This window comes from Maridesulfovibrio sp., from assembly GCF_963666665.1.
In the GTDB taxonomy this organism is placed as follows: Bacteria; Desulfobacterota; Desulfovibrionia; order Desulfovibrionales; family Desulfovibrionaceae; genus Maridesulfovibrio.
Map to the genome: position 1 here is coordinate 1,229,560 of NZ_OY762999.1, position 20,380 is coordinate 1,249,939.

Consider the following 20,380-nt stretch of genomic DNA (forward strand, 5'->3'; position numbering starts at 1 on the left):
AGAGAACAGGAGCAGGGGCATATGTTTATGAACAGGAGATAAAATGATTAAATCTAAAAGATTTGTAAAAATATTGCTTATCGCAGTGTCCCTGTCTTCAATGTTGCTCAGCGGATGTTCTCTGAATTCTGCTAACTATGTTGGAAACGAGGAAAACTATTCTGATCGGGCTCCGCGCAAATTGGGTCGGGGGATGACTAATATTCTGACGGCTCCGTTGGAGATCCCAAACCAAGCCGTCGACCTCGCTGCTGAAAATGATGCTCCCGCAGAACAGGCAGCTGGATATGTCGGAGGTTTTTTTGTAGGCGTTGCGTATGCAGGGGGGCGTGTTGTTTCAGGTGTTTATGACATCATAACTTCCCCCTTTGGTGGACCTTCCGTTCCTACTATGGACCCGGACCTTATTCATTCAGATTTTTGTGAAAAGGTCGAAAAAAGGGATGACTCATTTAAGGATGTCACCGGGCTTGGAGCTGAGTAAGCCCAAACCTGTTTGAATTTATAATTTTCAAAAAAACCTCCACGGTACGTCCGCATGGAGGTTTTTTAATGAACTGATGCTGAAGAGGATGATATGCTGAAAAAAACTGCACTTGCGCTTTTACTGGTTGTGATGGTTTCCGGTTGTGTGAACAAGCAAATGCTTAAAGAGCAGATTGCTGAGGTTATTCGTGAGAATCCTCAGATTGTTCTGGATGCCATGCGTGAGAATAGCGTGGATATGCTTACGATTGTGGAGCAGGGCATTGATCAGCGTGAAAAGCTTAAGCGGGAAGCTATGCTTGCAGCAGAAATCAAAAATCCATTCAACCCCCGTATCTGGTCCGACAGACCCATGCTTGGTAATTCTGCTGCTCCGGTAACAATTGTTGAATATACTGATTTTCTTTGTCCTTATTGCAGCAAGGGAGCCAAGGTTGTAAGCAAGCTTGTAGCCGAACATCCTGAGAAGTACAGGCTTATTTTTAAGCACTTGCCTTTGCATAAGAGCTCCCGTCAACTCGCTCTTGTTTTTGAGGCAATTGCACAATTTGATAAAGATAAAGCTTACAAATTTCATGATCTTGCCTTCGAGCGCCAAAAGGACCTTTATGAAGATAAAGAGGGTGTAGTTTTAGGTAAAATTCTGGAAGAAGTTGCAGTAGATTCTGACCTGCTCCAGAAATATCTCAGGTCCCCTCAGTTGCAGGAGTTCTTGCTGGCAGATGAAAAAGAGGCCGGAGAATTCGGGATTGATGCCACTCCCACATTTCTTGTGAACGGTGTCTCCGTTCGGGGGTATCTGCCTGCTGATAGATTTGAGCAGATGGTGGACATGATTATGGAAAAGTCAGCTCAAAATGTTCCAGCAGAGACTCCTGAAGGAGAAGTCTGCGAAGATTGTCTGAATCAGATGTAAGCGGTGTTATATGAGAGATATTACCAAGATTCCTGATCCGCCTGCGGATTTGCATATTTGTTTTGGCGGAGGAAATTTTCGAGCCGTCGGGAATAAAATGATTGGCTTTTGCCGGGATAAGTTGAACCTGAGGCCTGATGAGAAGGTTCTTGATATCGGATGCGGAATCGGGCGTCTTGCCTTTCCTTTGCTCGAATATCTTTCTGAGGAAGGGGGCTACGAAGGCTTTGATACTTTTCCAGTGGGCATCAAATGGTGCAGGGAGAATATAACTCCTGAATTTCCGAATTTCAACTTTCAATTGGTTGATATCTTTAATTCAACCTACAATCCATATGCCCAGACCAAAGCAGCTGATTTTGTCTTTCCTTATGAAGATGACAGCTTTGATCTGATTATGCTTAACTCCGTGTTTACGCATATGATGCCGGAAGACATCATGAACTACATCAAGGAAATGGATAGGGTCCTTAGTGATAAAGGGCGTATCTTTGCAACGTTCTTTTTGGTCAACGAGGAATCCAATGCTTTGATGGATCAGGGCAAAAGTACGCATGATTTCTTCAAGTACGGAATCTTTTATACTGCTGACCCCAAAGATCCTATGGATGCGGTCGGTTACGACGAAAAGTTTGCCCGGAATCTGTTTGAGCAAAGAGGGTTTAAGATCAAGAAGATTCTATTTGGTGACTGGTGCGGACGTAAGGCTATGAACCATCAGGATATCTTATTGATTACCCGCTAAGTATTTGTGTTGAATAAAAAAGCTGGAGTTTACGTGTTTGCGTATGCTCCAGCTTTTAATTTTGTATGGTTCTTGATTTTAGAATGCCGGATTCTTATGCCAGCGGTATGCTGTCTTGATGATTTCGCGTAGGTCAGCATATTTCGGGGTCCACTTGAGTATTTCAGCAGCCTTTGAGCTGTCAGCCACAAGTCGTGGAGAATCTCCGGCTCTGGCAGGTTCGTAGTCGAATTGAATTTCCCTTCCGATCACTTCACTTGAAGATCTGATTACATCAAGAATACTGAATCCTTTGCCGTTTCCGAGGTTGAAGGAATGGGCGCCTTTGGTGCTGCTCATAAAATCGACGGCCTTGAGATGTGCGTCGCAGAGATCGAGAATATGAATGTAGTCACGCACACATGTTCCATCAGGAGTCGGGTATTCACTGCCGAAAATTTTTAATCTGCGTCCTTCATCAATGCAGCTGAGCAGGATGTTTGGAATAAGGTGTGTTTCAGGAGAGTGTGCTTCCCCGATTGTGCTGTCAGGATGTGCCCCAGCAGCATTAAAATATCTGAAACAGACAGAGTCCAGTCCGTAGGCAATAGCATAGTCCTGCAAAATTTCTTCAACCTGAAGCTTTGTCCTGCCATACGGATTCAGAGGCTTGAGCGGATGTTCTTCGGTGATCATCTCCATTACCGGCTCACCGTAAACCGCAGCGGTGGACGAGAATACAAATTTATCAACACCATATTTGCGCATGGCCTGCAGCAGGTTAAGGGTTCCGGTTACGTTGTTGTCATAATATTCAAAAGGTTTTTCAACAGATTCGCTGACCACGATCAGCCCGGAGAAATGGAAGACCGCATCAAATGAATTTTCAGCAAAAAGTCTTGCAAGGTCTTCTGGATTACGCAAGTCGCCTTGTACAAATTTGCCCCATTTGAGTGCTTCTGCATGCCCTGTGGAAAGGTTGTCGAAGACAGTGACATTATGCCCGGCTTCGGCAATCATTCTGGTCATGTGGGAACCGATATATCCTGCACCGCCGCAGACGAGCAGGGAAAGTTTATTGCTCATTTTTTATGCTCCGGTTGTAATGAGTAGATTAAGTATCAAACGCAATGACTATTTCTCAAAATGCATGATTTGTCGAGAAAAGGGTTAGTTTGGACTACGCGTGGTAAAATCTAATTAAGTGGGTGCTGTTTGAGTGTTGTTGAACCTGATCAATATCTGCTATGATGTTTGACCTACAATTATTAAAAAATGATTATTAACCGAGGATGATGTTTTGCAAAAAAGAATTATATGCATGACTTTGGTATTCTGTGTTTTGTTTTGCAGCTCAGCTTTTGCTGCTTCTGAAAGGGTTGTGTTTTACCCTTCCGGGGCTGATTTTAGCAGCAAAGTTAAAGCTGATTTGAAACATGATGTAAACGGTGATTATGCCATGTTTACCCTTTCCGGACAGGCTGTGCCGGAAACATTCACCATTGCTTCCCTCTCCAAGGGGGTAGTAATTAATGATGTGTCTTGGGCACGGAGCGATCTGTCCCGTTCGCCTGCAGCTATTGAGTTGGGCAAAAGAATTGACCAGCTTAAATTTAAGAAAGATACAGTAGTTTCGCAGAAGCAGGCCGTGGACGGAGGAATTGCTTTTTGGAAGGAGCGGGGAATCGATCAACAGATAAAAACCGCAGATTTGGGCAATGTTGCTGGACAGGTAGTCACCAATCTTTCAAAGCTTTACACTGAATCAGCAAAACTTGCGGTCAAGATTGATGAGTTGCAGGAACTGATAAATGATTTGCAGCGACAGCTGAAAGAAATGGCCGGTGGCGATAAGCTGGTCTGGAATGTGAAGGTTTCTGTGGTTTCCACTGGAGCGAAGAGTGCAGATTTCAAAGTAGGCTATATGCTTCGCAATTGCGGCTGGATACCTAAATATAAGCTTGATGCGTTCCCCGGTAGCGGAAATATAAACTTTACCTTTGAGGCGGAAATTTATCAGGGAAGCGGCTTGGATTTCACGAATTGTGATGTAGCACTTGCAACGGTTAAGAAGCTTTCTCGAATTTCACCCCCAGAGCTTGGACGTTGGGTAATTGAACCCAAGCCTGAGCCTGAGCCGGAAATGGCCCGTTATGCCATGGACAGTATGAATATGGCCATGGAGGCATCTTCTGCTCCTGAAGGAGGCGGAGGAAGCAGAATGTTCAAGCGTGCTCCCAAACTGGTCAGCAAGGCAACATATTCTTTATGGGAGATGGGTAAAAAGAACATTCCGGCTGGTAGTACCCGTAAATATGCGGTTGAAAGTGAAACATGGAAATCTGAGTTTTCATTTATAGCTCGTCCATCACTTACTCCCGATGTGTTTGTTTCCTCAAAAACATTACTAGTTGAAGCAAAGGATTATCCTGTTGGCGAGGCGCTTATGTTTATGGAAGGAACAATGATCGGTAAAAAACGTTTCTCTTTTTCAGGTAAGGAAAAGGAATTGTTCTTCGGCTCTGATCCTATGCTGAAGGCAGAGCGTAAAACTGTTGAAAAGAAATCCGGTGAGCAGGGCATGTTTAATTCCAAGCAGACTTACAGCTGGAAATATAGTCTAGAGCTTGAGAATAGCCGGAAGGTACCGGTTAAAGTTCTGGTTCAGGAACCTTTTCCTGTTTCCGGCGACAAGCGTATCAAGCTCGAAATTGTCACTGAGCCGAAGGCAGAAATCAAGGATGATAATTTTGAATGGCTGGTAGAGGTTCCTGCAGGCGGAAAATATGCTGTGAACTATGGAGTTGAAATGAAGGCTCCGGACGATATGGATATTGATTTGGGGATTGGCAGATAAAGAGGGATCTCCCTTTAAAAAAGAAAAGGCCCGTTCCAGCAGGAACGGGCCTTTTTATGCTTTTCGTAATATTGAAACTAGAATTCAAATCCAAGGTCAAGGCTGACTATGTGGGTGCGTGAATTGCTGATTTCAGTTTGGAGAATGCCTTCAGTAGGTCTTGCTTCAATGGTGCGGTCTTTCATCCAAAGATAGTTGTAGGCAGCATCAATTTTGAAGTTTTCATACTTCCAGCCGATACCGAAAGATATGTTCTGACGGTCACTGGTAGGCAGCATGTAGTCAATGTAGCCATCGGGAATCGGGCTCTGGTCATAGAAGTAACCGACTCTGAGAGCGAGGTCTTCAATGGGAAGGTATTCTACACCAAACTGGAATCTCCAGACGTCATTCCACTTTTTATCAGAGGTAACTGAGGTACGTCCGATTGCGTTCACATTTTCGAATTCATAAGTAAGATGGCTGTAGTCGCTCCAGAGAGACCAGATTGCGTCGAATTCAAAGTTCAGATTATCCAAAGGTTTGTATTCAACGCCTGCGAAAACCATATGCGGGGTTTTCATGGTCATTTTGACATCAGAGTCCTGAAAGCTGTTAGGAAGAGCTGCAGCAGCGGCAGCAGATGGGTTGTAGCTTGCGGAACCGGATGCAGAGTGGCTCATTTTACTGCGCCAGGAAAGGCCGATGGCCCACTGGTCATTGGGGGTGATGTGGATAGCTGCGTTGGCACCGGGAGTAAATCCGTTGACAAGGATACGCTGGTCTACATCAAAGGTATATGTGGTTGGGTCTTTCACGCCAGATGCATCGAGCTTCTTTCTGAGGTCTGCACGAACCTTCATGAACTCGAGACCGGCAGCGATAGAAACATATTCGTTGAATTTGTAGGCTAGGTTGGGGTTGAAAGAGTAACTTTCAATTGCGGTATTGTAGGATGCATATCTACCGGACCATTTCTCGTCGAATTCAGTACCAAGTCCAAAGCGAGTAAAGGTACCTACTCCAAGCCAGATATTATCATTAATCTGGTGAGTAATGTAGGCATTAGGCGGGAAGAAAGTGTTCTTAGTCATGCTGGATTTAGTGGTGACCCCATTATAGGTGGTGCTCAGATCCATCATGGGAGAGATCATGGCTACACCGGCCTGAATATGGGTTCCTTCCAGCTGTGTGATGCCTGCAGGGTTCCATGCAATAGCAGACGGATCGTCAGCTTTAGCTATCACAGCTCCACCAAGTGCGTTGCCGCGAGATCCCCACTCGTAGATGGCAAAGCCTGCCGCTTCAGCTTTAGTGCTGAATCCGGGGACTGTTGCCAATCCCATTAAAATGATCAACATGCTGATACATGCTGTAAACTTGGTCCTCATATACACTCCTTCAAAAAAATGCTGAAAATGCTTAATGACTTAGATGTGTTAAAGTCATCCCCTCAAGAAAATGCATATATTGACTATCTTGAATGTTAAATTAAGTAAAGTAAAATTGACGTAGTTGTAAATTGTTGTGAAAATAATATAGAGATAAATCGTTCCAAATTTGCATACATGTGTGTATGTTTATTTGTTGTGAAGAATTTACTTAAGGCTAATATGATGTAAAAATCAAGTAATACAATGTTAATCTTGTGTGTTCTTGTATAAACAATAGTGTTAATGAATTGCTTAGTAATGAAAGCAACATTAAAATACTATTGTTTTAAACGTATTTAATGTTGTTTTTTGCTGATTGTATCTTGAATGTAGCTTGCAATGATATTAAGTAAGTTGATTAACATAAAAAAGGCAGTCTCATTTCTGTGACTGCCTTTTTTATTTGATATAGATATATTTAATCAACGAGTAAAATACGCAAGGTATTCCTGATTACCTTTAGGTCCCTTAATACTTGAAGGGACTAAACCCTTGAGCTGTAGTCCGAGTTCAGTAGAAGCAAAATTAACTATCATATCAACTGCTTGTTGTCTGAGCGCTTTGTCACGGACTATACCTTTATCCGTCTGACCGGGACCGACTTCAAATTGCGGTTTAATCAAACAGACAATCTCTCCGTTTTCCTTAAGGAATCGGACTAAAGCCGGAAGTATTTTAGTTAAAGAAATAAAGGATACATCGCATACTACCAGATCGACTTTTTCAGGAATCAGGTTTTCCTCGGCATGGCGCAGGTTGATACGTTCAAGGTTGGTGACACGTTCATCCTGTTGCAGCTTCCAATGTAATTGTCCGTAGCCTACATCTGCTGCATATACGCGAACAGCACCAAACTGGAGCATGCAGTCGGTAAAACCTCCGGTGGAAGCTCCAGCATCAAGGGCTACTTTGCCTTCAGGATCAAGACCAAGTTCTTCAATGGCTGTGAGCAGTTTGTAGCCTCCACGGCTTACAAAGCGGTCACGACCTTTGACCACGATTTCAATGTCAGGGTCGAGCTGCATTCCCGGCTTGGTCACGGGTATTTTCTGTCCATCCTTGAGATAGTGGGCCTGTCCGGCCATGATCATGCGCTTGGCCTGCTCCCGGCTTTCTGAAAGCCCTTGAGCAAAAAGAATCTGGTCTGCGCGTTCCTTTTTTGCCACTTATTTTTTCTCCAGCCCAAGCATGGAAACAACGTTTTCTGCTGCCTTTGCAATGTAGTCAGCTTCGGACATTTTTTCTTTCTCGCTTCCTTCAATTACAAGCTCAGGCTTGTTGGAGCGGGTAGAGTCCGGAGTAACTTCGTATTCAGCAGGGAAATCGTTCTGGTAATACATGTCCTGAAAGCCGATAAATTTCAGCTGATGTGCAGTGGAATCAAGAACAGCGCTTTCGTTTTCGCTGATCAGCCCCAGTTCTTTGCCCCGAATAAGTCCGGCAAAGCATTCGCCGCCCTGAGTGCATGCAATGTGACCGTGGGAGTTGGCGAGGAGCATGGAGTCCATGATCATCTGTTCACTGACCTGAACGACCTGAAATGCTTTCTTGCCGCCGATGGCTTCAAATTTATCAGCAAAATGTTTTACACGCGGGAAGGAAACAGGGTTTCCGATCATTGCTGCCTGTGCAACAGAGGGCTGTACTTTTACAGGCTGGTATTCGCGTTCGTTGGGATCTTCAACGGAGTAGTAACGGTAAACCGGGTCTGCATGGGCGGACTGAACGCCGAAGACTCGGGGCAGGTCGGTAATAATTTCAAGTTCGTAGAGCTTGAGGAAACCGGCCATAATTGCGGTGATGTTACCTGCGTTACCGATGGGCACGAAGATGCATTTGTCTTTAAGATCCCAATCGTACCACTGGGCAACTTCAAATGCGTAAGATTCCTGGCCCAGAATACGCCATGCGTTCTTGGAGTTGAGAAGAGCCACACGGTAGTTGTCTGCGAGATTTTCAACAACCTTCATGCAATCATCAAATACGCCGGGAACTTCAAGAACCTTAGCACCGCTGCCTAGAGGCTGTGCCAGCTGCTGTGGGGTAACCTTGCCCTGAGGCAGGATAACAACAGATTTAACACCTTCTTTCATGTAAGAAGCATAAAGCGCAGCCGCTGCGGAAGTATCGCCGGTAGATGCACAAACTGTCAGGATCTCATCCCAGTCGTTTTTATTCATCAGGGCGTTAATGTAGCTGAAAGCACATGCCATGCCGCGGTCTTTGAAAGATGCACTGGGGTTCTGACCGTCGTTTTTATACGATGTTTTGATTCCGGTAACTTCATTAAGGGCGGGGCTGGATGCAACGATGGGGGTGTTGCCTTCACCGAGATAAAGGATTTCATCTTCTTCCATAACGGGGGCGAAAAGCTCGTAGAAGCGGAAGATACCACGGAGGCTGTCGTTTTTGGTCGCGCAACGGGCATCGAAAATTTCGCGCCATTCCTTGCCGCTGGTCTTTTTCAGTTCGTCAAAATTAAGGTCTTCAAGGATGAAAACAGAACCGCATTCAGGGCAGGTGTAGTGCAATTCGTTCACGTCATAACGGGCATTACAGCCCAGACAATGATATTCCATTTTACCGCGATATTTAGGAAAGTTATTCGCAAGAGTCATCGTTTGTCCTCTCTAAAAAATCTAATAGGGATTCCAAAGGGGATCATCCTCTTTGGCCGCCGGAGACGAAATCAATTTACCCAAAAGCGCAAAGCGCATCAAAATTTTAAGCAGGCCAGATTTTGGGAATACTCATGGCAAACATCCAGACTCCGAGGCTGATCTTGATGGCCATGCCGAATGCTTTACCCCAAAACGCGCCATATGCGGAATGCTTGGCTTCGTCGAAGCTTCTGCCGTGGGTCAGTTCCAAAACGAGACAGCCGCCAAAAGAGCCAAGCAGGGCTCCGGGCAGAGCACCAAGTCCGAAAAAGAACGGTGCTCCGAGGATAGCTCCGCCGATTGCTCCAATGAACGCGCCAATATTGCCGCGTCCGGTTGCACCGTATTTTTTACCGCCAAAATACTGGGCCACAAATTCCAGAATTTCGCCAACTAAAGCGATAACCCCGAGAATTATGATGAAGTTCCAAGTCATTGTTTCCGGCTGGTATAATTTCCAGCCAGCCACAAGGGCTAAGACCAGCCAGTTTGCCGGTAGGCCGAACACATGCAATGCCAGCGAGCAGAGCATGAGCAGAATTACCAGAACTGCCAATGCGGTAATCATTGCTATTCCTCATCCCTGAGGTCAACAACGCGTACAGCCTTTCCTTCAGATTTAGGAATAGAGTTGTGTTGTACAAGTTCTACTCTGGGAGTAATCAGAATCTCATCGCGCAGCATTCCGGCAATCTTCTTCTGGATTCCCTGCAAAGCACGCATATCTTCAATAAAGTATTCTTCCTTAATTTCTACCTTGACCCTGATCTGGTCCATGAGGCCTTCCTTGATCAGTTCAATTAGGTAGTTCTGGCCGACTTCAGGGATACCCATGATGATTTTCTCAATCTGCATGGGGTAGATATTTACACCCTTAAGAATGAGCATATCATCAGCGCGACCCATGATGCGGTCAATACGGCGTGAGGTGCGGCCGCATTTACACTGACCGGGGATGAAGCGCGTCAGGTCTCGGGTGCGATAGCGGATGATGGGCATTCCTTCACGGGTAAGTGTGGTCATGACCAGTTCACCTACTTCGCCTTCGGCAACGTGTTCACCTGTCTCAGGATTGATGATCTCAGCAATGTAGGAGTCTTCCCAGACATGCATGCCGTTTTGTTCAAGGCATTCGAATGCTACACCCGGACCGTTCATTTCTGAAAGGCCATAAGAGTTGTATGCCTTGATGTGCATAAGTTCTTCAATTTTACGTCGAGTGTGCTCAGTATGCGGCTCAGCACCAATGAGTGCTATTTTCCAAGGCATTTCAGCCGGATCATAACCTTCCTCGCGGACTTTCGCGGCAAAATAAAGAGCAAATGAAGGAATAATGTGGAGTCCGGTAACATTAAAGTCACGGATTAGTTTGATCTGGCGTTTGGTGTTACCAGCACCTGCGGGAACGGTCAGGCAGCCGAGACGCTCTGAACCGTAATGGATTCCCAGACCACCGGTAAAAAGTCCGTAACCGGACATGTTTTGAAAAATGTCGTTCTTTCTCAGGCCGACTGAATACATGGATCGGGCCATAAGATCAGCCCATGTATCAAGGTCCTTCTGAGTGTAGAGGACAGCGGTGGGGGTTCCGGTAGTACCGGAAGAAGCGTGCAGACGCACGAAATTATCCAGCGGCTGGGTCAGCAATCCGTAAGGATACTGGGAGCGCAGGTCGTCTTTAGTGGTAAAGGGCAGTTTTGTTATGTCATCAGCTGTTTTGATGACAGAAGGATCGATGCTGTTTTTTTTGAAAACTTCACTATAATACGGAGAATTTGCAGCCTGCTCGATGGTTTTCTTTAATCTTTGAACTTGGAGTTCTTCCAGTTTACCCCTTTCAAGGGTTTCGGCTTCATGAAAATACATTAATTTTCTCCGTGTAAATGTTTTCTATGCATCACGTCATAAATATAATCCGATTATTCATCGTCGTATTCAGACGGATACGCTTCGGCAGCAAGGTTTTCAAAAGCAGTATAAGGACCGAGGAAGGCAAGTTTTACAATACCAGTAGGGCCGTTACGTTGCTTACCGATGATAACTTCCGCTGTATTGGTGATTGGTTTGTCTTCTTTCTTGTTGTAGAAATCTTCACGGTAAAGGAAAAGAATAATATCAGCATCCTGCTCGATAGCACCTGACTCACGCAAGTCAGACATCATAGGACGTTTGTCAGTTCGTTCTTCAACTTTACGGTTAAGCTGAGACAAGGCAATGACAGGAATATTCAATTCTTTAGCAAGAGCCTTCAGTGTTCGTGAAATATCTGAAATTTCCTGTTCACGGGAATCAACTCGGGCGCTGGAACGCATAAGCTGCAGGTAGTCGACCATTACCAGACCAAGATTGTGCTGGGATTTTAAACGCCTGCAACGTGCGCGTAGTTCCATAGTGGAGATTGCCGGAGTATCATCAATAAAAATGGGGGCTTCTGTCAAGTCCTGAGCTGCATCATATAGTTTGGCCCAGTCTTCATCATCAAGCTGTCCGGTTCTCAGACGGGAAAGATCAACCTTGCCATGACAGGCAAGCATACGGGTCATGAGCTGGCCCATTGCCATTTCCAAGGAAAATACCGCAGTGGTTACCCCGGAATGTAGTGCTGCGCGCATTGCCACGTTAAGGGCAAATGCGGTTTTACCCATACTGGGACGTCCAGCAATAATGATCAGGTCAGAATTCTGGAGTCCTGCGGTCATCTCGTCGAATTTATGATATGTGGTATTAATGCCGGTGACGAGGGACTTCTGGGCTACCCTGTTTTCAAGATCCTGAAAGACTTCTTGAATGAGGGCTTTACTGCCCTTGATAGTGGTATTCTTTTTGTTGTCAGTAATATCAAAGATTGCCTGCTCGGAATGATCAAGCAGTTCTTTAACATCCTGAGCTTCAAAGCTTTCATTGATGATGCTGGCAGCGGTATTTATCAGGCTACGTTGAATACTTTTTTCTGCAACAATTTCAGCATGATAAAGAGCGTTAGCGGAGCTAACAACAGAGTTCGCCAGTTCAGCAAGGTACACAGGGCCGCCTACAGAGTCTATTCTATCTTTAGCTGTAAGGTACTCACTGACAGTAATCAGGTCTATGGGAGCATTTCGGGCATAGAGATCTTCAAAGGCCCGGAAAATTTCCTGATGTGCAGGGGAGTAGAAGTCGTCGGATTTGACGATATCAACGAGATCGTTGAATATGGTATTGCTTAGAAAAACCCCGCCAAGAACAGCCTGTTCGGCTTCGAGGTTGTGTGGCGGGACTTTACGCAAAAGATCGGACGAAGCGTCGTTAGACGCTCCGCCCGAATTATAGTCTGAGCCTGATTTACGCTTCAGTTGCTTCTTCTGCATCTTCAGCTACTTCGGTTTCAGCGGGAGCTTCAACCTCTTCAGCGGGCTCTTCTTCAACCAGTCCGCCAACTTTGGCTACAACCAGTTTAACTTCACCGCGAACTTCGGGGTGGAGTTTAATTTCGATGTCGTACTCACCGAGAGAACGGATAGGATCGGACAGCAGGATTTTTCTGCGGTCGATATCGAAATCCATTTCTGCGAGAGCTTCAGCGATGTTAACTGCGGTTACGGAACCGTACAGTTTTTCGCCTTCACCGACACGAACTTCAATTTTAACTTCAACTTCAGCCAGTTTGTCTCTAAGACCTTCTGCCTGAGTGCGGAGATTGTCAGCCATTTCCTGAAGCTTTCTTTTTTCAAGCTCAAACTGCTTGAGGTTGGCTTCGGAAGCGGGCATAGCCAGTCCCTGAGGAATCAGGTAGTTGCGGCCATAACCTGCTTTAACGGTAACAATTTCACCAAGACTACCCAGAGCGTCTACATCGGCACGTAAAATAAGTTTCATGTAGTCCCCCTAGATGCTCTTTTTCTTTACATCGGTGCTGTGCACAGTAGTGTAGTGCATGAGAGCCATCTGTCTGGAACGCTTGATTTCAGTGGTCAGACGGCGCTGGTGCTTAGCGCAGGTACCGGTAATTCTGCGGGCAATGATTTTGCCGCGCTCGGTTACGAAGTCCTTGAGAATGTCAGGACGTTTATAATCGAGAGGAAGGTTCTTATCCGCGCAGAAGCGGCAGAACTTTCTTTTGGGTGTGAATTTTCTTTTGAATGCCATGATTAAGCCTCCTCTGCCTTAGCGGTTTCATCAAGTTTAACTGTTACGAACTTGAAGATACCATCGGTGATACGGATGTTGCGCTCGAGTTCAGCAACCAGCGGACCGGGTGCGTCGAAAATGAGGCGGACATAGTATCCACGGGTCTGGTTCTGGACAGGGTAAGCCAGCTGGCGGGAACCCCAATCGTCGATCTCATCCATTTTACCGCCTTCGCGGTCAATAATTGCGATGAGTCCCTCAACGAGTTCTTTGCGGCTGTCGCTCGCAAGCTCGGGGCTCAAAAGCAAAAGTACTTCATACTTTCTGAGCATATTAACTCCTCCTTATGGTCTATGGCCCTTTCCTATATAAGGGCAAGGCAAAAGGGATGTGTATTCCCTTCACTCAGTCCTGTCAAGTAGGAATGAGACTATATCTGAAAAATAAAAAAGCCGGAAGCTTAAAAAAGCTTCCGGCAATATGAATCGATATCCGAGCGGAATTTAAATTCCGAGGATGTTGTAACCGCAATCCACAAAGTGGGTTTCGCCGGTAACACCTGCGGAAAGGTCGGATGCGTAGTAAACTGCAGTCTTACCTACATCTTCAGTAGTAACGTTGCGTTTGAGCGGAGCGCGCTCTTCAATGTGTCTGAAAATGTCCTTGAAGCTGGAAATACCGGAAGCAGCGAGGGTCTTGATAGGACCTGCGCTGATGGCGTTGATACGGACATCCTTTTCACCGAGATCTACTGCAAGGTAGCGTACGCTTGCTTCGAGAGTAGCTTTCGCAACACCCATTACATTGTAGTTAGTGATAACCCTGCTTGCGCCGAGGTAGGTCATAGCCATGACGGAACCGCCGGGCTTGATCAGATCTTCGTAGGCATTACAGAGGCTGACCAGAGAATAAGCTGAAACGTCCATGGCAAGATGGAATCCGTCGCGGGAAGTTTCAATGTAGCGATTCTTGAGGTCGTCACGGTTGGCGAAAGCAACAGAATGGATGAGGATATCAAAATCTCCCCACTGTTCTTTGACTTCAGCAACAGAAGCGGCAATGCTTTCATCGCTCTGCACATCACACTGGAAGGTGAATGCGCCGCCCAGCTCTTCGCTGATGGGCTCAACGCGTTTCTGGATGGCATCATTAACGTAGCTGAAAGCCAGTTCAGCTCCATGTTCTTTAAACTGCTTGGCGATGCCGTAAGCAATGCTTTTTTTGTTAGCAACACCGAAAATCAGTGCTTTTTTACCTTTTAGAAGCATTGATATCTCCTTATTTTATACTTGCTTTTTAGAAGCTATTAAGCGTCAAGTTCGCTTTCAGTCAAGAGGGTGAACGCTTCCATGTATTTATGGCGAGTTTTAGTAGCGATTTCTTCAGGTACTTCGGGAGCCGGAGGCTGTTTATTGAATTTGATTTCTGTCAGCCAGTCACGAAGGAACTGCTTATCAAAGCTGGGCTGGGATTTACCGGCTTCGTAGCCTTCAACAGGCCAGAAGCGGGAGGAATCAGGAGTCAGGACTTCGTCAATGATGATCAGTTCGCCGTCACAGATACCGAATTCAAACTTTGTGTCAGCAATGATGATTCCCTTTTCACGTGCGTAGTCGCGACCGCGTTTGTAAATGGAAAGAGTGGCATCCTGAACTTTGTCAAAAAGTTCTTTGCCGAGCATTTCAGTTGCTTTTTCCACGGAAATATTCTCATCGTGCTCACCCAGTTCCGCCTTGGTGGAAGGTGTGAACAGGGGCTGTTCCAGCATTTCGGACTCTTTGAGGCCTTCGGGCAGCTTGTGGCCGCAGACTTCACCTGTTTTCTGGTAGTCGTTCCAGCCGGACCCGGTGATGTAGCCGCGTACAATGCACTCGATTGGCAGCGGGGTGGCTTTTTTCACCAGTACGGAGCGTCCTTCCAGCTGATCACGGTATTTGTGGAGAACTTCAGGGTAGTCGTCCACTTTAGAGGCGATCAGATGGTTGGGAATGATGTCTTTGAACATGTCCATCCAGAAAAGAGTGATCTGGTTCAGGATCTTGCCCTTGTCATCAATGGGGTTGGGCATGATGACGTCGTAAGCTGAGATTCTGTCGGTGGTAACCAGCAGAAGCTTGTCATCATCCACTTCGTATATATCACGGACCTTTCCGCGTGAAAGAAGTTTCAGTTCCTTAATATCAGTTTCAACTACATGCTTGGACATCCGCGTATCCTCTTATTTTAATCTGGTTTCAACTGAACGGGCGTGCGCCTCGAGTCCTTCGAGCCTTGCCAGCCTAGCAATTTTACCGCCGTGGCGGTTGATGTAATTCTGATCAGTATAGATCAGACTTGTTTTTTTAGTAAATGTTTCCACTGAGAGCGCAGATGAAAATCTGGCTGTTCCAACAGTGGGCAGTACGTGGTTGGGACCTGCGAAATAATCGCCTACGGGTTCAGGGGTATAGTGGCCCATAAAGATCGCTCCGGCATGTTTGATCTGTCCGATTGCACCCCAAGGTTCTTCGAACGCAAGTTCCAAGTGCTCGGGAGCCATGCGGTTTACAAAATCAATGCCGGTTTCAAGGTCGGGAACCTTGACGATTGCGCCCCAGTCTTCAAGTGATTTAAGGGCGATTTCGCCTCGGGGAAGAAGGTCCGCCTGTTTTTTGAGTTCGTATTTAACTTTTACGCCCAGTTCATCATCCCAAGTTACGAGAATGGAAGAAGCGAGCGGATCATGTTCAGCCTGAGAGAGCAGGTCTGCGGCAATCCATGCCGGGTCGGAATCACCGTCGGCAAGGATGGCAACTTCACTGGGGCCTGCGATCATGTCGATACCGACTTCTCCAACCAGCTGCCCTTTGGCGGTAGCAACAAAGATATTGCCCGGACCGGCGATTACATCACAGGGAGCAATGGTATCAGTGCCGTAAGCAAGTGCTCCGATAGCCCAAGCGGACCCTGATGCATAAATTTCTGTGATCCCCAGTTCCTGTGCAGTGGCAAGGATGTAAGGGTTCAGGGTCCCGTCTTTGCGGGGAGGGGAGATTACAGCGATCTCTTTTACTCCGGCAACCTGTGCGGGTACGGCATTCATGATCATGCTGGAAATAAGCGGAGTTTCACCGCCCTGTCCGCCGGGAACGTACAGTCCAACGCGGTCAACCGGACGAACCAGCTGGCCGAGGATGGTTCCGTCTTCTCCTGTAGTCCACCATGATTCTTCAACCTGTCTGCGGTGAAAATTTCTGATGTTGCGGATAGCCTCTTCGATGATTTCGAGGTCATGAGATTCGATTTCCGCATAGGCGAGACCGCGCTGATCACGACTGACCTTAAGCATGGAATGATTGAAATCCGGGCAGTCGAACTGCTTGGTGTAATCAACGAGGGCTGCGTCGCCTTCGGTTTTTACTCTGGTAAGGATGTCTTTGACAATGGAGTCTACTTTACTGTCGGGGTTGACTCTGATTTCGAGCCATTTCTTGATTTCCGGCCAATCCTGCTGTCCGGAATAGGTAATATCTCTGCAAGGCATAGAATTGTCCTTAAGATGTGATTGGTGAGTATGGTTCTTATGAAGAGATGTCTTTAAGATGTGTTGACCCTTATCGTAATGAGCACCAAAAGTCGAGAAGAATAGATCGTTTGAGGCAGGAAAATAAAAAGGGCCGGGAGTATGAACTCCCGGCCCCCGGCGTCAAGGCTATGCTAAATTTCTAAGATTTCTTAGAACTTGTAAACGAGACCAAGAGCAAGCTTGAAGTTGGGATCCTGCTTGTCTTTGATGGTACCGCGGAAGTTTTCCCAGGTACCTTTGTCGAGGTCAACGTCAGCGTAACCGAATTCAACGATAGCTGCCAGTTCGTCGTAGATCTGGTAGTTGGTGTTGAAGTCGATAGCGAATACGTGGTCCTTGGTGGTCAGGAAGTTACCATCAGCAGTGATGGTAGCGTCAGCGATGTTAGCTGCGCCTACATTTTTGATCAGGTCTTTGTCGTTGGTACCCTGAATGTAGGTGAAAGCCAGTTTGTGGGTCAGTTTCTCGAAGAAAGAGATGTTGTCAAAAGACAGACCGAGAGCCCAGAAACCGAGGGGGTTTTTACCCAGGTCAGCAGAAGTAAGGCTGGAAGCACCGAGGTAGTAAGTACCGAGGTCGAAGTCATCAGAAACGATGGGCAGACGCTCAGAACCGTTGCTGGTGTTGTCGTCTTCACCGGTGGTGTAAGCGAACTTCAGAACGGGCTTAACGAAATCAAGACCGGTGTAAGCAAGAGATGCGTCAAAGAGGAAACCGGAACGGTCATTCTGTTTAACGTCGCCGTCTACGGAACCGTAGACTGCGTCAGCTGCAAATACGATGGGATCGAACATGTCCATGTTAAAGGAAGTACCGAGCCACCAAGCGTATTCGTTCTTGGTCAGAGCGCTTACGTTAGGAGCAAGAAGACCGGAGGGAACGTTAGCAACGTTCTGACCTACGATTGCGTATGCAAAGTAGGGGGTAGCGGAAATACCATCAAGAGTGATGGGCATTGCTGCGTAGAAGATATCCAGTTCGTCTTTGGAAGTAGCGTCGGTTGCGTCGTTCTGGTTGTCGTCAGCGTAACGGATGAAAGCACCAGCAATAGCGATTTCGTCAGTGATGGGGGTTTCAACCATGAATGCGCCGAGGTCAGCATCACCAAGAACCATGGAACCGGTTACAGCACCAGGCATGTTGATGGACATGATACCAGCAGAAGTCAGAACTTCGGTGCCGGGGAAACGGTACTGCAGGTAAGCACGCTTAACATACAGACCATCGTCGTTGTCGTTGGTGCTGGTGTTAACGTGACCAGTACCTACACGGTTCTTGTACTCAGTGTACAGAACTGCCCAGAGGTTTTCGTTTGCGATGAAACGGAATTCAGTACGAGCACGGAACCAGAAGTTCAGATCGTCTTCGTTGGTGCCGCCGTCTTTGTTGGACAGAAAGTCAGGGTTATCCATGAAGTTCATCTGGAACTGGAACTGACCTTTAGCGTCCAGATCTACTGCAGATGCAGAAGCAGCAAAGCCGAAGACCATGCATGCCAGTACTGCAAGAATAGCAAGTTTTTTCATTTTTTATTCCTTTTGCTGAATAAATGTTTAAGCACGATTGCCTGACGCCTACCTTCAGTGACCGTTCTAGCCCTTCATGGACTCCATGGCAAGTAAAAAATTACATTTTTTTGACAAAGGTATAATTTTTTTTACCGTATAAAAAATTTTACCCAATTTGTCCGTGCGAAAACTTAGATATTCTCTAGACTTTCTTAGGGTCGTCGGAAGCCCTTTATTGACAATGTATAAACTCAAAGTTAGTTCTCAAATATTGATTTTGAACCGGGTTTAAAAAATTATACGAGCAAATTAGTCATGAGTTTTGAATTTAATAGTGTCGATTTTCCGGCTTTGCCCGGTGTGTATCTGATGAAAGATTCATCAGGGCGTATTATATATGTCGGTAAAGCCCGGGAATTGCGCAAAAGGCTTGCTTCGTATTTTCGGGCAATGCATAAGCATACTCCCAAAACTCGTGTGCTGGTTTCTAAAATCCATTCCATTGACACCCTTGTCACCGGAACGGAGAAAGAGGCTTTGCTTCTCGAGGCCAGCCTGATCAAGAAACACCGTCCCCGCTACAATGTTGTCCTGCGTGATGATAAGCAGTACGTGCTGTTTCAGTTGGACAAGAAATCCGAATATCCCCGCTTGCGTATGACCCGCAAGGTCGTGCGTGATGGTTCCGTGTATTTCGGTCCATACACTTCCAGCTATTTCGCCCGCGAAACATGGAAGGTGCTTGGTAAGGTCTTTCCGCTTCGGAAATGTTCTGATTCAGCTTTTCGTAATCGGGTCAGGCCATGCTTGTATCATGATATCGGGCAGTGTCTCGGGCCTTGTGTAAATGTAGTCCCCCGGGAGACTTATATGGAGCTGGTCCATCAGGTGGAAATGCTTCTTTCCGGCAGGGCAGGGGATTTGATCGGTTCTCTGCGCCGGCAGATGGAGAATGCTTCAGATGTCTTGGATTTTGAAAGCGCTGCCAAGTTTCGTGATCAGATCAAAGCCATTCAAAAAACTGTGGAAAAACAATCTGTGGTGCTCGGCGAACGTTCTGATATTGATGTCATTGCGCTCGCGGAATCATCGCAGGGCGTGGGGCTTGGACTGCTGTTCATCAGGAAAGGGCGTTTGCTTGATAAGAAAAACTTCTTCTGGCCGGGGCTCAGTCTGGAAGACGGAGAGGAAGTGCTTAATAGCTTTGTTTCCCAGTTTTATTCTTCAACCAAATTTATTCCGCCTAAGATCTTCGTACCTTTCGAGTTCGACATGCAGGGCGCGGCTGAACTGCTTAGCGAGCGTAGCAAGTCCACCGTGCGCATTGTCACTCCGCATAGCGGTGAGGAAAAAAGGCTGCTGGAAATCGCACGCAAGAATGCTGCTCTCGGACTCAAAGATAAGGAAAAGAATAACGATAATATTCTCGAACTGTTGGCTGGAAAACTTCAACTTTCCGGGCCGCCGCAGCGTATAGAATGTATCGATGCCTCTCATCTTGGCGGGGAAGGTATGCGTGTAGGGATGGTTGTTTTTGAGGAAGGCAAGCCTGAAAAATCTCAATACCGAACCTATGCCTTCCCGGAGCTTGAGCATTCTTCAGATGATTACGCCGCACTTTTCCACTGGGTGATCAAGCGCATTGATTCCGGCCCGCCATGGGCAGACCTTATATTAATCGATGGTGGTAAGGGGCAGCTTGCTTCGGTTGAAAAGGCTTTTGCCGAAAATTGGAAGTATGACGAACCTATTCCGCATCTGGCTTCCATTGCCAAGGGCCCGACGCGTAAGGCAGGGGAGCTGGAGGACCGTATTTTTCGGCCCGGACGTAAGAACCATCTGCCGCTTAAAAGCGGTAGCCCGGAGCTATTGTATTTGCAGCGTGTCCGTGATGAAGCGCACCGTTTTGTCATCGGCAGGCAGCGCAAATCTCGTAAGAAGAAGGTATTGCAGAGTGAGGTCTTGTCTTTGCCCGGAATCGGTCCCAAGACAGCCCGTCTGCTTTGGGATGAGTTCGGCTCTGTGCAGAAAATGAAAGAGGCCTCCGTGGGAGACCTCTCTAATGTTCAGGGAATCGGCAAAAAGCGAGCCCAGCAGATATTTGATGCTTTTCGGGAAGTTTGATGCCTCCGGCAGCCCTGCCGG

Annotated in this window: 19 protein-coding genes; 5 read left to right on the plus strand and 14 right to left on the minus strand. The window is 46.7% G+C overall.

All coding sequences use genetic code 11. The features are described 5' to 3' along the window. The first annotated feature begins 43 nt into the window (after positions 1-43). The 3 genes from ACKU40_RS05445 to ACKU40_RS05455 all read left to right on the plus strand — a co-directional run bounded on the left by ACKU40_RS05445 (position 44) and on the right by ACKU40_RS05455 (position 2,147). Positions 44-484, plus strand: a complete 441-nt coding sequence (locus ACKU40_RS05445; RefSeq protein ID WP_320175506.1) for an exosortase system-associated protein, TIGR04073 family — start codon at positions 44-46, stop codon at positions 482-484. A 93-nt stretch (positions 485-577) separates the two neighbouring features. Beyond that, positions 578-1,402, plus strand: a complete 825-nt coding sequence (locus ACKU40_RS05450) for a thioredoxin domain-containing protein (protein ID WP_320175507.1) — start codon at positions 578-580, stop codon at positions 1,400-1,402. 10 nt (positions 1,403-1,412) lie between these two features. Continuing rightward, positions 1,413-2,147, plus strand: a complete 735-nt coding sequence (locus ACKU40_RS05455; protein WP_320175508.1) for a class I SAM-dependent methyltransferase — start codon at positions 1,413-1,415, stop codon at positions 2,145-2,147. Positions 2,148-2,225: 78 nt separating this feature from the next. Here the strand turns inward: ACKU40_RS05455 and galE are convergent, their stop codons facing one another. Beyond that, positions 2,226-3,212, minus strand: a complete 987-nt coding sequence (gene galE / locus ACKU40_RS05460) for a UDP-glucose 4-epimerase GalE (protein ID WP_320175509.1) — start codon at positions 3,210-3,212, stop codon at positions 2,226-2,228. Positions 3,213-3,426: 214 nt separating this feature from the next. On the opposite strand from galE, the gene ACKU40_RS05465 reads away from it, so the two are divergent. Further along, positions 3,427-4,983, plus strand: coding sequence for a DUF4139 domain-containing protein (locus ACKU40_RS05465; RefSeq protein WP_320175510.1), 1,557 nt, complete (start codon positions 3,427-3,429; stop codon positions 4,981-4,983). Positions 4,984-5,060: 77 nt separating this feature from the next. Here the strand turns inward: ACKU40_RS05465 and ACKU40_RS05470 are convergent, their stop codons facing one another. The 13 genes from ACKU40_RS05470 to ACKU40_RS05530 all read right to left on the minus strand — a co-directional run bounded on the left by ACKU40_RS05470 (position 5,061) and on the right by ACKU40_RS05530 (position 18,253). Continuing rightward, a complete protein-coding gene (locus ACKU40_RS05470) occupies positions 5,061-6,353 on the minus strand; it encodes an OmpP1/FadL family transporter (protein WP_320175511.1) in 1,293 nt (430 codons plus the stop codon). Positions 6,354-6,817: 464 nt separating this feature from the next. Further along, positions 6,818-7,561: a TlyA family RNA methyltransferase gene (locus tag ACKU40_RS05475; RefSeq protein WP_320175512.1), complete on the minus strand. Its 744-nt coding sequence runs from the start codon at positions 7,559-7,561 to the stop codon at positions 6,818-6,820. Next, the gene (gene thrC, locus ACKU40_RS05480; protein ID WP_320175513.1) at positions 7,562-9,013 is read right to left on the minus strand and encodes a threonine synthase; all 1,452 of its coding nucleotides are present in this window, start codon (positions 9,011-9,013) and stop codon (positions 7,562-7,564) included. A 106-nt stretch (positions 9,014-9,119) separates the two neighbouring features. Then, positions 9,120-9,623 carry a DUF456 domain-containing protein gene (locus ACKU40_RS05485; protein ID WP_320175514.1) on the minus strand — a complete coding sequence of 168 codons (504 nt, stop codon included), beginning with the start codon at positions 9,621-9,623 and terminating at the stop codon, positions 9,120-9,122. Between the two features lie 2 nt (positions 9,624-9,625). After that, positions 9,626-10,921 (minus strand): phenylacetate--CoA ligase, encoded by a 1,296-nt coding sequence (locus tag ACKU40_RS05490; RefSeq protein ID WP_320175515.1) that lies wholly within the window; start codon positions 10,919-10,921, stop codon positions 9,626-9,628. A gap of 53 nt (positions 10,922-10,974) precedes the next feature. Beyond that, positions 10,975-12,402, minus strand: coding sequence for a replicative DNA helicase (gene dnaB / locus ACKU40_RS05495; protein WP_320175516.1), 1,428 nt, complete (start codon positions 12,400-12,402; stop codon positions 10,975-10,977). Then, a complete protein-coding gene (rplI, locus tag ACKU40_RS05500) occupies positions 12,377-12,910 on the minus strand; it encodes a 50S ribosomal protein L9 (protein WP_320175517.1) in 534 nt (177 codons plus the stop codon). The genes dnaB and rplI overlap by 26 nt, the downstream gene beginning before the upstream one ends. Before the next feature lie 9 nt (positions 12,911-12,919). Then, positions 12,920-13,180 carry a 30S ribosomal protein S18 gene (gene rpsR, locus ACKU40_RS05505; RefSeq protein ID WP_015851900.1) on the minus strand — a complete coding sequence of 87 codons (261 nt, stop codon included), beginning with the start codon at positions 13,178-13,180 and terminating at the stop codon, positions 12,920-12,922. Positions 13,181-13,182: 2 nt separating this feature from the next. Further along, positions 13,183-13,494, minus strand: coding sequence for a 30S ribosomal protein S6 (gene rpsF / locus ACKU40_RS05510; protein WP_320175518.1), 312 nt, complete (start codon positions 13,492-13,494; stop codon positions 13,183-13,185). 171 nt (positions 13,495-13,665) lie between these two features. After that, a complete protein-coding gene (locus ACKU40_RS05515) occupies positions 13,666-14,430 on the minus strand; it encodes an enoyl-ACP reductase (protein ID WP_320175519.1) in 765 nt (254 codons plus the stop codon). A gap of 38 nt (positions 14,431-14,468) precedes the next feature. Beyond that, positions 14,469-15,368: a phosphoribosylaminoimidazolesuccinocarboxamide synthase gene (locus tag ACKU40_RS05520; protein WP_320175520.1), complete on the minus strand. Its 900-nt coding sequence runs from the start codon at positions 15,366-15,368 to the stop codon at positions 14,469-14,471. A gap of 12 nt (positions 15,369-15,380) precedes the next feature. Beyond that, positions 15,381-16,685 (minus strand): histidinol dehydrogenase, encoded by a 1,305-nt coding sequence (gene hisD / locus ACKU40_RS05525; RefSeq protein WP_320175521.1) that lies wholly within the window; start codon positions 16,683-16,685, stop codon positions 15,381-15,383. 191 nt (positions 16,686-16,876) lie between these two features. Then, on the minus strand, positions 16,877-18,253 hold the full coding sequence (locus tag ACKU40_RS05530; protein ID WP_320175522.1) for an outer membrane homotrimeric porin: 1,377 nt from the start codon (positions 18,251-18,253) through the stop codon (positions 16,877-16,879). 297 nt (positions 18,254-18,550) lie between these two features. Between ACKU40_RS05530 and uvrC the strand changes: the two genes are divergently transcribed. Continuing rightward, entirely contained in the window at positions 18,551-20,359 is a 1,809-nt protein-coding gene (gene uvrC / locus ACKU40_RS05535; protein WP_320175523.1) for an excinuclease ABC subunit UvrC, read from the plus strand. The last annotated feature ends 21 nt before the right edge of the window (positions 20,360-20,380 follow it).

Excerpts from the sequence above, each read along its gene's own strand:
- dnaB (WP_320175516.1), bottom strand. The coding sequence starts at position 12,402 with ATGCAGAAGAAGCAACTGAAGCGTAAATCAGGCTCAGACTATAATTCG.
- galE (WP_320175509.1), bottom strand. The coding sequence starts at position 3,212 with ATGAGCAATAAACTTTCCCTGCTCGTCTGCGGCGGTGCAGGATATATC.
- rpsF (WP_320175518.1), bottom strand. The coding sequence starts at position 13,494 with ATGCTCAGAAAGTATGAAGTACTTTTGCTTTTGAGCCCCGAGCTTGCG.
- thrC (WP_320175513.1), bottom strand. The coding sequence starts at position 9,013 with ATGACTCTTGCGAATAACTTTCCTAAATATCGCGGTAAAATGGAATAT.
- ACKU40_RS05520 (WP_320175520.1), bottom strand. The coding sequence starts at position 15,368 with ATGTCCAAGCATGTAGTTGAAACTGATATTAAGGAACTGAAACTTCTT.
- ACKU40_RS05445 (WP_320175506.1), top strand. The coding sequence starts at position 44 with ATGATTAAATCTAAAAGATTTGTAAAAATATTGCTTATCGCAGTGTCC.
- ACKU40_RS05485 (WP_320175514.1), bottom strand. The coding sequence starts at position 9,623 with ATGATTACCGCATTGGCAGTTCTGGTAATTCTGCTCATGCTCTGCTCG.
- uvrC (WP_320175523.1), top strand. The coding sequence starts at position 18,551 with ATGAGTTTTGAATTTAATAGTGTCGATTTTCCGGCTTTGCCCGGTGTG.
- ACKU40_RS05515 (WP_320175519.1), bottom strand. The coding sequence starts at position 14,430 with ATGCTTCTAAAAGGTAAAAAAGCACTGATTTTCGGTGTTGCTAACAAA.
- ACKU40_RS05455 (WP_320175508.1), top strand. The coding sequence starts at position 1,413 with ATGAGAGATATTACCAAGATTCCTGATCCGCCTGCGGATTTGCATATT.
- ACKU40_RS05450 (WP_320175507.1), top strand. The coding sequence starts at position 578 with ATGCTGAAAAAAACTGCACTTGCGCTTTTACTGGTTGTGATGGTTTCC.
- rplI (WP_320175517.1), bottom strand. The coding sequence starts at position 12,910 with ATGAAACTTATTTTACGTGCCGATGTAGACGCTCTGGGTAGTCTTGGT.
- hisD (WP_320175521.1), bottom strand. The coding sequence starts at position 16,685 with ATGCCTTGCAGAGATATTACCTATTCCGGACAGCAGGATTGGCCGGAA.
- ACKU40_RS05470 (WP_320175511.1), bottom strand. The coding sequence starts at position 6,353 with ATGAGGACCAAGTTTACAGCATGTATCAGCATGTTGATCATTTTAATG.
- ACKU40_RS05530 (WP_320175522.1), bottom strand. The coding sequence starts at position 18,253 with ATGAAAAAACTTGCTATTCTTGCAGTACTGGCATGCATGGTCTTCGGC.
- ACKU40_RS05490 (WP_320175515.1), bottom strand. The coding sequence starts at position 10,921 with ATGTATTTTCATGAAGCCGAAACCCTTGAAAGGGGTAAACTGGAAGAA.
- rpsR (WP_015851900.1), bottom strand. The coding sequence starts at position 13,180 with ATGGCATTCAAAAGAAAATTCACACCCAAAAGAAAGTTCTGCCGCTTC.